General features: G+C 69.6%; 12 protein-coding genes and 1 riboswitch. Of the genes, 3 read left to right on the plus strand and 9 right to left on the minus strand.

The annotated features are described in order from the left end of the window. Positions 1–24 precede the first annotated feature (24 nt). Both AB0E69_RS23930 and AB0E69_RS23935 read left to right on the plus strand, forming a co-directional pair. Positions 25–948: a sugar ABC transporter permease gene (locus AB0E69_RS23930; RefSeq protein WP_360149921.1), complete on the plus strand. Its 924-nt coding sequence runs from the start codon at positions 25–27 to the stop codon at positions 946–948. After that, positions 945–1,772: a carbohydrate ABC transporter permease gene (locus AB0E69_RS23935; RefSeq protein WP_360149924.1), complete on the plus strand. Its 828-nt coding sequence runs from the start codon at positions 945–947 to the stop codon at positions 1,770–1,772. Before AB0E69_RS23930 ends, AB0E69_RS23935 begins: the two co-directional genes overlap by 4 nt. On the opposite strand, the gene AB0E69_RS23940 is transcribed toward AB0E69_RS23935, so the two are convergent. The 7 genes from AB0E69_RS23940 to AB0E69_RS23970 are packed head-to-tail and all read right to left on the minus strand — an operon-like array spanning position 1,762 to position 9,895. Next, positions 1,762–2,370: a hypothetical protein gene (locus tag AB0E69_RS23940; RefSeq protein ID WP_360149927.1), complete on the minus strand. Its 609-nt coding sequence runs from the start codon at positions 2,368–2,370 to the stop codon at positions 1,762–1,764. The genes AB0E69_RS23935 and AB0E69_RS23940 overlap by 11 nt on opposite strands. Beyond that, entirely contained in the window at positions 2,367–3,578 is a 1,212-nt protein-coding gene (locus AB0E69_RS23945; RefSeq protein WP_360149930.1) for an MFS transporter, read from the minus strand. Before AB0E69_RS23945 ends, AB0E69_RS23940 begins: the two co-directional genes overlap by 4 nt. Positions 3,579–3,605: 27 nt before the next feature. Then, positions 3,606–5,177 carry an allophanate hydrolase gene (gene atzF, locus AB0E69_RS23950; RefSeq protein ID WP_360149933.1) on the minus strand — a complete coding sequence of 524 codons (1,572 nt, stop codon included), beginning with the start codon at positions 5,175–5,177 and terminating at the stop codon, positions 3,606–3,608. Further along, positions 5,174–7,126, minus strand: a complete 1,953-nt coding sequence (locus AB0E69_RS23955) for a 5-oxoprolinase/urea amidolyase family protein (RefSeq protein WP_360149936.1) — start codon at positions 7,124–7,126, stop codon at positions 5,174–5,176. The genes atzF and AB0E69_RS23955 overlap by 4 nt, the downstream gene beginning before the upstream one ends. Beyond that, positions 7,120–7,737 carry an urea amidolyase associated protein UAAP2 gene (locus AB0E69_RS23960; protein ID WP_360149939.1) on the minus strand — a complete coding sequence of 206 codons (618 nt, stop codon included), beginning with the start codon at positions 7,735–7,737 and terminating at the stop codon, positions 7,120–7,122. The genes AB0E69_RS23955 and AB0E69_RS23960 overlap by 7 nt, the downstream gene beginning before the upstream one ends. Next, positions 7,734–8,333, minus strand: a complete 600-nt coding sequence (locus tag AB0E69_RS23965) for a DUF1989 domain-containing protein (RefSeq protein WP_360149942.1) — start codon at positions 8,331–8,333, stop codon at positions 7,734–7,736. Before AB0E69_RS23965 ends, AB0E69_RS23960 begins: the two co-directional genes overlap by 4 nt. Next, positions 8,330–9,895: an amino acid permease gene (locus tag AB0E69_RS23970; protein ID WP_360149945.1), complete on the minus strand. Its 1,566-nt coding sequence runs from the start codon at positions 9,893–9,895 to the stop codon at positions 8,330–8,332. Before AB0E69_RS23970 ends, AB0E69_RS23965 begins: the two co-directional genes overlap by 4 nt. A 50-nt stretch (positions 9,896–9,945) precedes the next feature. Beyond that, positions 9,946–10,042, minus strand: a riboswitch (guanidine-I (ykkC/yxkD leader). Between the two features lie 211 nt (positions 10,043–10,253). Here AB0E69_RS23970 and AB0E69_RS23975 point away from each other — a divergent pair. Beyond that, entirely contained in the window at positions 10,254–10,679 is a 426-nt protein-coding gene (locus AB0E69_RS23975) for a CBS domain-containing protein (RefSeq protein ID WP_360149948.1), read from the plus strand. 77 nt (positions 10,680–10,756) lie between these two features. On the opposite strand, the gene AB0E69_RS23980 is transcribed toward AB0E69_RS23975, so the two are convergent. Next, complete coding sequence (locus AB0E69_RS23980) at positions 10,757–12,106, minus strand: pitrilysin family protein (RefSeq protein WP_360149951.1); 1,350 nt, start codon at positions 12,104–12,106, stop codon at positions 10,757–10,759. After that, the gene (locus AB0E69_RS23985) at positions 12,103–13,389 is read right to left on the minus strand and encodes a pitrilysin family protein (RefSeq protein ID WP_360149954.1); all 1,287 of its coding nucleotides are present in this window, start codon (positions 13,387–13,389) and stop codon (positions 12,103–12,105) included. The genes AB0E69_RS23980 and AB0E69_RS23985 overlap by 4 nt, the downstream gene beginning before the upstream one ends. Positions 13,390–13,528 lie beyond the last annotated feature (139 nt).

The following is a 13,528-nucleotide window of genomic DNA, read 5'->3' on the forward strand; positions in this document are numbered from 1 at the left end:
CGTCCTGACGGAGGAATCTCCCCTGTGACGACGACTGTCGCGCCCACCGCGGCCGCTACCTCTTCACCGAGCAAGCGGCCGCGGGGGGCCAAACTCGTCCGGATGCTGCCGCTCTCGCCGGCCATCGGACTGATGCTGGTCTTCCTGGCCGGCCCGATCATCTACTGCGTGTACGCCGCGTTCACGAACATGGCGCTCACCGGGACCGGGGCGGCGAACGTCAAGTTCGTCGGCCTGGACAACTTCCGCAAGGCCTTCGGCAGCGGCGCGTTCACGAACGCGATCTGGCTGACGCTGGTGTTCACGCTGATCTCCGCGATCATCGGCCAGAACACCCTCGGCCTCGGTCTCTCGCTGCTGATGCGGCGGTCCACCAAGGTGGTCCGCAACTTCGTCGGTACCGCGGTGATCGGCGCGTGGGTGCTGCCCGAGGTGGTGGCGGCGTACCTGCTGAGCGCGTTCTTCAACGACGACGGCACGCTGAACGTGATGCTGAAGGCGGTCGGCCTGCCCGGTCAGGACTGGTTGTACGGGGCACCGATCATCGCGGTATCGGTGGCCAATATCTGGCGCGGTACGGCGTTCTCGATGCTGGTGTACTCCGCCGCGCTCAGCGAGATCCCCAAGGAGATCGAGGAGTCGGCCGAGATGGACGGCGCGGGCGGCTGGCGCCGGCTGCTGTTCGTCACGGTGCCGATGATCAGCCGGGCGATCATGACGAACCTGATGCTGATCACGCTGCAGACGCTGAGCGTGTTCGGCCTGATCTACGCGATGACCCGGGGCGGCCCGGGGACCAAGAGTCAGACGTTGCCGCTGTACATGTACGAGCAGGCTTTCAGCTTCTCCCAGATCGGCTACGGTACGGCGATCGCGCTGGTGATGCTGGCGATCGGTGCGGTGTTCTCGCTGATCTACCTGCGTGGACTGAACTCGGAGGCCGCATGATTGCCCGGGACCGGATGAGCAAGCTGGCGTCGAACCTGGTGCTGCTTGCCATCGGCATCCTGTTCGTCCTGCCGCTGCTGTGGGTGCTGTTCGCGTCGATCAACCGGACGGCCGGGCTGCGGGTCGAGTTCCCGACGCACCCGACGCTCGGGAACTTCAAGGCCGTGCTGAACACGGACACGACGTACCGGCCGGTGCTGAACGGCATCATCCTGTGCGGTGGGTCGGCGTTGCTGACGATGATCTGCGCGGTGCTGGCGGCCTATCCGCTGTCGCGGTTCCGGTCGCGGTTCAACCGGCCGTTCCTGCTGACGGTGCTGTTCTGCACCGGGTTGCCGATCACGGCGGTGATGGTGCCGGTGTACGGGTTGTTCGTGCAGCTGAACCTGGTCGACACGCTCGGCGGGACGATCATGTTCATGGCGACGAGCGCGCTGCCGTTCGCGATCTGGCTGACCAAGACGTTCATGGACGGCGTACCGATCTCGCTGGAAGAGGCCGCGTGGGTGGACGGCGCGGGCAGCATGCGCGCGCTGCGGTCCATCGTCCTGCCGCTGATGTGGCCGGGGATCGCGGTGGTGCTGATCTTCACCTTCATCGGCATGTGGGGCAACTTCTTCGTCCCCTTCATGCTGCTGCTCTCCCCGGAACGGTTGCCGGCCTCGGTCAGCATCTTCACCTTCTTCGGCCAGTACGGCGAACCCAACTACGGCCAACTGGCGGCGTACTCCCTCATCTACACCACCCCAGTCCTACTCCTGTACCTCCTGCTCTCCCGCAAACTCGGCGGCGCCTTCGCCCTGGGCGGCGCGATCAAGGGCTGAGGATGGTTCGCCAGGAGTCGAGTTTTTGGGGGAAGGGCCAGTCTCGTTGGTAGTCGGGGAGTGCGTTGGCGTAGCGGTCCAGAGCCGCTGGGGCCAGCGCACTTCCTGCGTCCGGCACCGCGTGGACGACCGCGGCCAGCCGGATGATGAACGTGGTGAGGCGGGTTAGGCGGTTGTGGTCTGGGTCCTGTAGTTGGGTCTGCAGCTGCTTCAGAGTCTTGAGGGCTGCTTTGCGGTCGCCGTGGCTCGGCGGTGTTGGATCTGGGATGCCGAGGATTTCGGCTCCGTCGGTCGGGAGCTCGGTCGACTTCGCGCGGACCGCGTCGGCGATCTGGTCGAGGAGGTCCTTCAGGGCGTCCTGCAGCTCCGGTACGACCAGGTCTGCGGTCTTGCGGCGGTTGCCGGACAGTGCGGTCACGCGCTGGTGCTCGGCTTCGACCGCGCGTGCCAGTGGCTCTGGCCAGCCGGTGAGGTCGATTTCGGCCTTCGGGGGTGCGGAGGGGTTGAGGTCGCTCGGGTTCAGCGGCTTCTGGCCGGACCTGGCGGCCTCGATCTCGCGTTCGAGCTTCTGCTGGGGACCCGGAACGATTGAGCTCACGTCTCCACCCTACGCAGGTTCCAGACCGAGGGGACGACGAGCGTGCCGACCGTGATCACGACGAAGAGCGCGGCGCCGTACAGCTCGACGGCCTTGGCGCTGGTCGCCGCGGCGACGTACCCGACCGTGAGCTGACCGACGGGGCCGGCGATGAACGAGCCGAGCATGTCGTACGACGACACCCGGGAGAGTTTGTCGAGCGGGACATGCTGGCCGAGCGCGGTCTCCCAGCTGATGCCAAAGATGTCGAAGCCGACGCCGAGCAGGAAGGCCGCACCCATCATCGCGAGCGTGTGTGGCAGCAACGCCAGGCACAGCATCGCCGGGACCGTGGCGAGCATACCGAGCATCCCGGCGCGCAGCGGGTACCGCGGTTTGAGCCGGAGCATGATGATGCCGCTGGCAACGAGTCCGGCGCCGAAGGAGGCGCTCACCACACCCCAGCCGGCCCGCCCGAACGTACTGTCCGCGATCACCGGGCCGAGCGTCTGGTAGCACGCGGTGAAGATCAGGTTCAGCAGGGCGAACGCGAGCACGATCACCCAGACCCACTGCCGGGAGGCAAACTCGCTCCAGCCGTCGCGGAGGTCCTTCAGGACCGAGCTTGCGGCGCGCTCGATCCGCGGCAGCCGCAGCCGGGACAGCAGGACGGCGCCGGTCAGGAACGTCGCGCTGTCGACCGCGAGCCCGACGCCTGGACCGGTCAGCGCGACGATCACGCCCGCGACGGCGCCGCCCCCGATCATCGCGGCCGACCGCGCAAAGCCCGCGATCGCGTTCGCCTGCGGCAGCTCGGTCCGGTCCACGATCGCCGGCAGGATCCCGGTCATGGCCGGCATCACGAACGCCGCAGCCACCCCGTTCACCGCCTCGATCGCGGCGAGCTGCACGAGCGTCGCGTGCCCGGACAGCACGAGTGTGGCGGCGAGCGCCTGGGTGAGTCCGCTGAGCGTGTTGGCGACTACCAGCACGAGATGCCGTGGCAGCCGGTCGGAGATGACGCCGCCGATCAGGAGGAACACGATGTTCGGGATGCTGCGCGCCGCCAGCACCGTGCCCACCGCGCTCGCCGAGTGTGCGATGTCGAGCACCGCGAACACCAGCGCGACGGGCGCGATCGCCGACCCGAGGATCGAGATGAACCGCGCCGCGACGAACAGCCGCACGTCGCGGTGCCGCAGTACTGCCAGATCCTGCCGCCAGCCCACGTGACCCCCTCAGCGAACTGGAGGATCTTACCCCCGCCCGGCGAGGTACGCGCGCCAGCTGCCGGCGGCCGTGATGTCGCGGGACGGGTCCGCGGCGTCCGCAGTGCCGACGAAGCCCAGCACCCGGCGACCGTCCGCGAGGTCCAGGGGTCCGAGAGCCAGCGGTGGATCGATGGTGCCCGCGAAGCCACCCACCTCAGCCGCCGGCAGGCTCCAGACCTCCACCTCGATCCCAGGACCGTCCGGGCCGGTCAGGACCCGGGTCAGCGCGGGCCGGGGCCCGTCGGTCAGGTACATCCGGTACGACGGTGCCGTGCGGGCTGTGAACGCGAGCCGGGCGCCACGCCGTACCAGCTGATCGTTGAGTGGCTGGCCGGAGAGGTGCGCGCCGGCCACCGCGAGCAGGATGTCCGTCGACTGCGCCGCCGGCACCGGCTCGCCGCACCAGCGCGCCGCCAGGTCGATCAGCTCGAGGTCGTGGCCGGCCGGAGCCAGCAACTGGATCCCGAACGGCAGACCGTCCGCCCGGTCCGGTCCTGGGAAGGCGACCGCGCACAGGTCGAGCAGGTTGACCATGTTGGTGAAGCGGCCGAGCCGGCTGTTCACTCCGATCGGGTCTGCCGCTACTGCCGCCAGCGTCGGATGCTCAGGTGTCACCGGCAGCAGCAGTGCGTCGAGCTGAGTCCACAGCGGCTCACTGGCCCGAGCAAGCGTCGCCAGCCGGTCGAAGCCCGCGAACGCGGCCGCTGCGGTCAGCGACGCACCACCGCGGACGATGGTCCGTACCGTCGGGTTCACAGCAGGGGAGTCGTCCAGCTTGTCCCCGAACGCCAGCCAGCGCTCGGCCAGCCACGGACCGGAGTACAGCAGGTCGGCTGCCTCGAGCAGCGGACGGATGTCGACCTTCACGACCTCGCCGAGCTGGTGTGCCTCAGCAAGCGTCTCCTGCCAGGCTGCCTCGTGCTGTGGCTCCAGCTGCAGCCCCAGGTCGGGTACGCCGATCACTGCACCGCGGCTGGATCGCTGCTGGGGCAGGGCTCGCGACCACGCGTCGTCGGGGTCGTACGCGACCATCACGTCGTACGCAGCCCGAGCTGTGGCGACAGTGCGGGCCATGACGGTGACGCAGTCGATTGAGCGGCACGCGGGGACGACACCACGCGCCGACACGAGCCCTCGGCTTGGTTTGATGCCGATGAGCCGGTTGAAGGCGGCTGGGACGCGGCCGCTGCCGGCGGTGTCGGTACCGAGCGCAAAATCGACCTGCCCGCTCGCGACCGCGACGGCACTGCCTGAGCTCGATCCACCCGAGACATGCCGCTCCGAGAAGACCGAGTGGCACGCGCCGTACGGCGACCGCGTGCCGACGAGGCCGGTGGCGTACTGGTCGAGGTTGGTCTTCCCCAGTGGTACGGCGCCGGCCGCGACGAGCCGGTCGACGACGAACGCGTTGCGCTCCGCGGGCAGGGTGTTGCGCGGGTCCGCAGCGGTCGTCGGTACCCCGGCGAGGTCGATGTTGTCCTTGAGCGCCATCGTCAGCCCGTGCAGTGGTCCGTCGGCCGCCGGTACCGGGTCCACCCGGGTGATCCACTCGTTCATGCGCCCCACCGGGCCCGCTCGGCGTCGAACGCGGCGCGCCGTCTGGCTCGTAGGTTCGCGATGTCCACAGGTGCCTCCTGCTCGATCCGGCGTACGTCGGCGATCGAGAACGTCGCCGGAGTGGTCTTCAGGTCCGCCCGTCCCGCGGCCAGCTCGGCCCGGTCGTGGGCGAGCTGCTCGACGGTCACCGGCGTGAACCTGATCAGGTCGAACTGCCGTAGTAGCCAAGGCTGCTCGTCGCTGGGGGACAGCCGCCAGACAGGTACGGTCCGGCCTACCAACTGATACCCACCGGGGCCCTCCATCCCGTACACGCACAGGTAGATCCCGCCGATGCCCACGGCGTTCTGCGGCGTCCAGGTCCGGGCCGGGTTGTACTTCGTCGTGACGAGCCGGTGCCGTGGATCGACCGGTACCGCGACCGGCGCGCCGAGGTACACGTCGCCGAGACCGACCACCAGGTACGTCGCCGCCTCGACGATCTCGAAGACCTCGTCCCGGGTGCCGAGATCGTTCACCCGGCGGATGAACTCGACGTTGTCCGGGCACCACGGGGCGTCCGGCCGGACCGAGGTCGCGTACCGGCGCATCGCCTCGTGCGCCTCGGGGTGGTCGAACGCGATCGGCAGCACCACTTCGCGGGCAGGTAGCACCACGGTCTCCGGATCGTCCAGCCCGCCGGCCAGGAACGCCAGCTGCTCGGCGAGCGCGGCCAGCGGGAGGCGCGCCGAGTCGACCGCGACGAGCAGCGACCGTACGCCCTCGACGATCTCCGTCACGCCGGTCGGCTGGTTGGCGCGCAAGGCCTGGGCCAGCAGGTGGATCCAGACCCGGACCGTGAGGTCGAGCTCGGCCGGTCCGGCCTCGACCAGCAGGTGCCGCTCGCCCGCGCAGCGGATCGTGTACGCCGGCGCAGTACCGGACTCGTGCAGGACCTGCGGGCGCTCCGGCGTCGCGGGCGAGACGGTGAGCGGTGCCGCGTCCTGGCGGAGATCGGTCAGCCAGCGGCGGCGGGTCTGGATGGCGTCGGTCGCTGCCGCCAACGTCACGGGAACCAGCTGCACCGAGTCGCCCGCGCGCAGCTGCCCGAGCATCCAGCGATCGGCCTCGATCACAACAGCGGGTACGACGAAGCCGCCGAGGGACGGGCCGTCCTTGCCGACGATCACGGGGGTGTCGCCGGACAGCATGATGCCGCCGACCGGGTACGCCGAGTCGTGCACGTTCGACGGGTGCAGGCCCGCCTCGCCGCCGTCGGTCCGCGCCCAGCCGGGCGTCGGACCACTCAACCTGATCCCGGTGCGGTCCGACCGGTGGTCGACGGTCCACGCGGTCGCGAAGAGCGCATCGATCCCGTCATTGGTGAGGTGTTCCGGTGCGCCGTGCGGCCCGGGGATCACGCGGATCCGCCAGGTGCCGGTGATCGTGGGGAGCGTCACGGGCTGCGGTGTCAGCAGGTTCTCCCGCCGGCCGAGCGGCAGCTGGTCGCCAGCCGCGAGCGGCCTGCCCTCCTGGCCGCCGAAACCACCGAGGATGAAGGTCGACCGGCTCCCGAGGACCCGCGGTACGTCGAGTCCGCCCTGAAACGCCACGTAGCCACGCATGCCGGGACCGTCGAGTGGCCCGACGTCGAGAACCGCTCCGGCCGGCAGCAGGAACACCAGCCCAGCCCGGACCGCTACTCCGTCGACCGTGGCCTGCCGCGCGGCACCACCGAGGCACACCAGTCGGTCCTCGTCGCAGGTCAGGACCGGTCCGGCCACTACGCACTCCAGACCGGCAGCGCTGTCCGGGTTGCCGACGGCTGCGTTCACCAGGGCGAAGGTGAGCTCGTCGGCGGCCCCGGACGGTGGTACGCCGACATCCCACAGCCCGGGCCGTCCGGCCAGGTCCTGCACTGTCGTCTGAACGCCTGGTTGGTCAACGGTGACGACCGCCAACGTCACCACCGGCCCATGAGCTGGACCGGCGTCGGGTTCCAGCCGTTGCAGGGGTTGTTGACCTGCGGGCAGTTGCTGATCAGCACGAGCAGGTCGCGGCTCGCGGTCAGCTCGACGTACTTCCCCGAAGCGGACAGGCCGTCCTCGAAGGTCAGGCCGCCGCTCGGGGTCACCGGGACGTTCATGAAGAAGTTGACGTTGTGCGTGAGCTCGCGCTGACCGATACCGGCCCGCGCTCCGTAGCGCAGGAACGTTTGCCGGCAGGCGTGCTGGTGCCGGGTGGATTCGCCGTACCGGATGACGTTGCTCTCCTGCGAACAGGCGCCCCCGACGGTGTCGTGCCGGCCGCAGGTGTCGTCGGTGATGACGGCGAGCTCGTCCAGCCTGGTCGAGAGCAGACGTGACCCGGTGGTGAGGAAGACGGCCCGCTGCTCGCGGATCGTGTCGAAGGCGGAGTACCGGTTCGCGACGTCGTGAGCGTCGTAGAAGAGCGTGTCGACGGCCTGGTTCCCGTGCAGGTCGACGATGCGCAAGCGGCCGCCCGCCGGGACAGTGACGAGGGCGCCGTCGCCGGCCGGTACGACGGTGTCGAGAGCTGCCATGGTCTGGGTGACGGTCATGCGATCAGCTCCCGGGTGAGTCGGAGCGCGCGGGCCGCTTCGTCCCGGAGCTCGGGATCGGCCACGTGGTCAGGGGTTTCGAGCTGTACGGCGACGCCTCCGGCGGGCCCTTCGGACAGTGCGTGCGCGGCGGTCGAGACGAAGACCAGCAGGTCCTGGTCGGCCCGCAGTACGACGGTGTCGCCCGCGTGCGCGTGGTCGGGCACGTAGGTCAGCCCGCCGCGTTCGTCGACGGCGACCTTGCTGAAGAAGTTGACGGACCCGTGCAGGTCCGCCTCGCCGAACCCGTGCTTGACGAGCTCGAGCATCAGCAGTTGATCGGGAGCGGCGCCGGTGAGGCAGTCGTGCCAGTCGAGGCTCGAGGCGATGACGGTGGCCAGCGCCAGGCCGCGGTCCGACATCAGCACCATGCCCGGCTTGATCCGCGCCGACATCTGGGACTTCAACGTATCCGGGATGTTCAGGCGGTCGAGGCGGTCGGCGCCGATGATCAGCATCGTCGCGTTCGCGCCGTCGGCGAGGGCGGTAAGGATGACGGTCCGGCCGGCGCGGACCGGTACCGACCAGGCGGCGGCGCCGGGAAGCTCGTGGCTCATGCGCCGGCGCTCTCGGCGATCGGGGCTGCTGCGGGGAGGGGTAGACCGATCGAGCCGTAGTACGCGGTGCGCTGGGCGCGGTACGCGAGCAGGCCGCCCGCCGCGACGACCGCGAGCGTGATCAGCGGGAGGTAGTGCAGGTACCAGCCGGCACCGGCCGGGTCGTAGACCGCGGCCCGCGGCCAGCCCAGGTTGACGGCCATCGCGAGTCCGTAGCCGACGGCAACGAAGTTGACGAGCGGGCCGAAGCGGCCGAGCGAGAACAGCGGTCGTCCGTTCTCGTCGACACCGGCGGGCAGACCGTGGCCGGTCAGCCGGCGGACGAGCAGCGGGACGGTGACCATCAGGTAGGCGACGTAGAGCAGCATGATGCAGACGCTGGCAAGACCGAGGAACAAGCCGGCGTTGCCCACGTTCACCACCAGGCACACGGCGGCGAGAGCACCGGGGACGATCGTCGCGGCGACCGGAGTCCCGGTACGGCGGGACACCTGGCGCAACCACGAGGACGCGGGCAGGACGTTGTCGCGGGCCATCGAGAAGATCATCCGGGCTGCCGCGGTCTGGATCGCGAGCGTGCAGACGCACACTGCGAGCGCCACGTCCAGGAGCAGGAGCTTGCCGGCCGTCGTACCCAGTCTGCTGGTGAGGACGTAGGGGAGTCCCTGCGTGGCCAGGTTTCCGTCGGTCAGGGACGGCGCGGCCATCAGCGCGGCGACGATCAGGAACGCGCCGCCGATCCCGGACGCGACCACGGCGCGGATGATCGTCCGTGGGGTCGTGGCGCGTGGCTTGTGCGTCTCCTCGGACAGTTCGCCAGCGCTGTCGAAGCCGACCAGGACGTAGGCGGCCATCAAGGCGGAGATCAGCAGCGGTACGACGTACCCGGTCGAGCTGTCGAGGTTGGTCGTGTGCAGGACGACGCCCGGGCCGCGCTCGGCCCGGCTGGTCAGCAGCACCACGATGAGCACGACGCCGGCCAGCTCACAGGTCACGCCGACCGAGTTGACGATCGCGGTGATGCGGACGCTGGTGGCGTTGAGCAGGGTGGTCGCGGCGAGCAGCAGGCAGGCGAGGACCACGGCGTTGGCCGCGCCGTCCTTCGACGCGAGCGCGCTGTCGGTGCCGACGAGCTGGAAGCCGGGCCAGACCGTGGGGAGGACGACCTGGAGCGCGATCGCCGCAGTGGCCAGCGTGATGATCTGGGCGATCGCCATCGTCCAGCCCGCGAACCAGCCGACCACGGCGCCACCGAGGCGACGGGCCCACTGGTAGATCGCGCCCGACAACGGGTACCGCGCGGCCAGCTCGGCGAAGCACAGCGCGACCGTCAGCTGGCCGGCGAGGACGATCGGCCAGGTCCAGAAGAACGCCGTACCGCCGAAGCCGAAGCCCAGCCCGAAGAGCTGGAACACGGTGGTGAGGATCGAGACGAACGAGAACCCGGCCGCGAACGACGCGTAACTCCCGACCCGCCGGGAGAGCTGCTGCGCGTAGCCGAACCGTCCGAGGTCGTGCTCGGTGCTCAGGTCTTGCGTGGTTGCCGCACTGGATGCTGACATTCCGGCCTCCGTTCCTCGGCCCGGAACGCACAGCACCCCGGGGCCTCAAGGCCTCCCGGGCTTTTGTCCCGCCGTGGAACGGCGCAAGCGCCGCCTCCCCTCTCGGACCAGTCCTGCCGAGGCAGCGGAACCCTAGGGGCGCCCCACCGGATCGGCGGGTCTGTTCCAGTTCAGTCGGCAGCGGTTTCGGCCGGCGTCGCGCGCGGTAACGCCGAGGTAAAGGAATCCTCTCAGCGCCTCGCCGCGCGGCTGATCCGGTTGAGAGCCGTGGCGGACCGGTTGTCCTTCGTTGTCACTGGGAGTGATCGGGCGTTTGACGTTACCTTGGGGTATTGGTCCTCGAACTGCAGGAGGCTCCGTGAAGATCAACGACGTACTGCGCGGCAAGGGCAACCAGGTCGTCACCATCTCCCCAGAAGCCACTGTCACCGAACTGCTCGCACTGCTGGCCGAACGGAACATCGGAGCGGTGGTCGTCAGCTCCGACGGGTCGTCGGTGGAAGGGATCGTGTCCGAGCGCGATGTCGTGCGGCTCTGGAACGCGACGCCCGACGCCGGTGATGTGCGGGTGAGCGCGATCATGACCGCTGAGGTCCATACCTGTACGCCGGACGACCCGATCGACAACCTGATGCGGATGATGACGGATCGCCGGATCCGGCACGTGCCGGTGGTCGTCGACGGCTCGCTGGCGGGGCTCGTCAGCATCGGCGACGTGGTCAAGTCGCGCATCGGCGAGCTCGAGTTCGAGCGGGAACAGCTCTCGAACTACATCACCAGCTGACGGCATCCCGGTTCCTCCGCTCGGCCGCGAGCGGAGGAACCGAGGTCGGTCAGCCGTGTTCGATCAGCGGTGTTCGATCAGCCTTGTTCGATCAGGTCGCCGAGGTCGAGGCCCTCGAGTTGCGGGCGGACCTCCTTCGCTTCGCCCACGATGACGACCAGCAGCCCGTTGGCTCCGACGTACCGCCGGTACGCCTCGGTTGCCTCGGCCGCCGTCGTCGCCGCGATAGCGGTCAGATAGGTGTTCGCGAAGTCGATCGGTACGCCGTTCGCGATGTTGCTGCCCACCTGCTGGGCGACCGAGTCGGCCTGCTCGTAGCGCAGGGGAGCGGTCCGGATGAGGCTGTCCTTCGCCTCCTGGACCTCCTGCTCGGTCAGGCCGTCCCGCGCCTCGCGGAGGATCCGCAGCGCGTCCGAGATCGCCGCCCCAGTGACCTCGGTCCGTACGGCGCCACCGAGGCTGAAGGTCCCGCCCTTGCGCGGCGCCGCGAAGCTGGTCCGGGTGCCGTAGGTGTACCCCTTCTCCTCGCGCAGCACGGTGTCCACGCGCGAAGTGATCGTCCCGCCGACAACGTGGTTCGCGACCGCGGCCGAGCCCCACGCCGGATCGCGCCGGTCCGGACCCTGGCACCCGATCAGCAGCTGGCTCTGCACCGACCCCGGCCGGTCGACGAGCACTACCCGGTTCCCCGTCAGGTAGATCGGCTCCGGCGTCTCCAGCGCGGCGCCCGCCGAGGAGCTCCAACCGCTGAACGCCGAGTCGATGACGCCGAAGACATCGACCCCGGTCGCGTCCCCGGCGAACAGGATCTCGGCCCGCGCGGGCCCGATGTTCTTCCGGTAGAAGTCGGCCACTGCGTCGTTCGTCAGCGGCCGGATCGTGTCCGGCGTGCCCGCGGTCGGCCGCGACCGCCGCGTCGACGGGTCGAACAGGTACGCCGCAAACGCCTCCCGCGCCCGGTACCCGGCGTTCGCCCGCTCCTGGTTGATCTCACCCAACCGGATCGTGACGTGCCGCCCGACATCCGCCTGGTTGAACGCCGGCCGCGTGATCGCCTCGGCCAGCAGGTCCACTGCCGGCGCGAGGTGCGAGACCGGCACCGAGATCTCCACGTGCAGCGCGTCCGAGCTGACGTCCACGCCGTACGCCGCTCCATGCCGCTCCAGGGCAGCCGCGAACTCGTTCGCCGAGTGCAGCTCGGTCCCTTCGTCGAGCGTCCGCGACATGATCGTCGCGACGCCCTCCAGGTCGCGTGGCTCCGCGATCAGCGGCATCGCGATCGTGACGCGGACGGTGGCGACGTACTGCCCCGGCCGGTCGAAGACGTGCACCGGCGTCCCCGCGGCGGTCCGCGTGGTCGTCGCCTCCGGGAACGTCCACGGACGCGGCGCACCCACCGGCGGCGGGGTGGTCAGAACCTGGCTCATGCTTGCTCTCCAGATGTCTCGGTACGGCGGTACGTGACCTGCACCCGGCCCTCGGCGCGGATCCAGCGAGCAGCCGCTTCCTGGACCTGCGCGACCGTCACCGCCTGCACCTGGTCGATCCGCGTGTTGATCCGCCCCGGGTCGCCGAACAGCAGCGCGTGGTGCGAGATCTCGTCCGCACGGCCGGCACACGTCGCCAGCTGCTCCAGCCAGTCCCGCTCGGCCTGCGCCTGCACGGTTGCCAGCTCGTCCTCGGTCACACCGTCGACGGCCAGCTTCTCGATCTCCTCGAGCAGCGCGTCCTCGACCTTCTGCAGGTCGATCCCGTCCGAGGCGATCCCGGTCAGCGTCCCGAACGACACCCCACCGATCAGCGGCAGCGCACCACCCGACACCGACTGCGCGATCTGCTCGTCGCGGACCAGTCGCCGGTTCAAGCGACCGCTCTGACCCGCGGCAAGGATGTCCAGCGCCAGCCCGGCCGCGTCCAGCTCCGGCGTCCCGTCGACCGGCAGCCGGAACATCATCGTGATCAGGTCGGACGGTACGTCGGACACCACGTCGTCGCGCTGTACGTCGGTCATCGGCCCGATCGTCCCGTCCGGGGCGGGCGGCGGCGTCGGGATCGCCGGCAGATGGCCGAAGTACCGCTTGGCGGCGTCGAACGCGTCCGCCTCGGAGACGTCCCCGACGATGGTCAGCACCGCGTTGTTCGGCCCGTAGTACTTGCGGAAGAACGCGTGCACGTCCTCGACGGACGCGGCGTCCAGGTCGGCCATCGAGCCGATTGTCATGTGCGCGTACGGGTGGCCTTCGGGGAAGGCGAGCTTCACGAGCCGCTCGTACGAGTCGCCGTACGGGCGGTTGTCGTAGCTCTGCCGCTTCTCCTCCTTGACCACGTCGCGCTGGTTGTCCAGGTTCTCCTGGTTGACCGCGTCGAGCAGGTAGCCCATCCGGTCCGCCTCGAGCCACAGGGCGAGGTCGAGACCGCCGCTGGGCAGCGACTCGAAGTAGTTGGTGCGGTCGAAGAAGGTGCTCGCGTTCAGGCTGGCGCCGGCCGTCTCCAGCAGGCTGAAGTGCTGACCGGAGGCGACGTTGCGCGACCCCTGGAACATCAAGTGCTCGAAAAGGTGCGCGAATCCGGTCAGGCCCGGTGGCTCGTGGCGCGACCCGACGTCGTACCAGAGATTGACGGCGACGATCGGGACCGCGCGGTCCGAGCTGACGACGACCCGCAGGCCGTTGTCGAGCGTCTGCTCCGCGATGGGGTACGTCAAGGGCATACCGGCCACCCTAGAGGGTGCCTGGTAACTCTGCGCCTACTGCGCGGCACTCGACGGGCACCTCGGCGCACTGGAGGGCAGGGAAAGATGCTCCGCATCTACCCCTGCCCTCCAGCACACCGAGGCACTCCGTCGAGCA

This window comes from Kribbella sp. NPDC026611 (assembly GCF_040638345.1).
Classification (GTDB): Bacteria; Actinomycetota; Actinomycetes; order Propionibacteriales; family Kribbellaceae; genus Kribbella.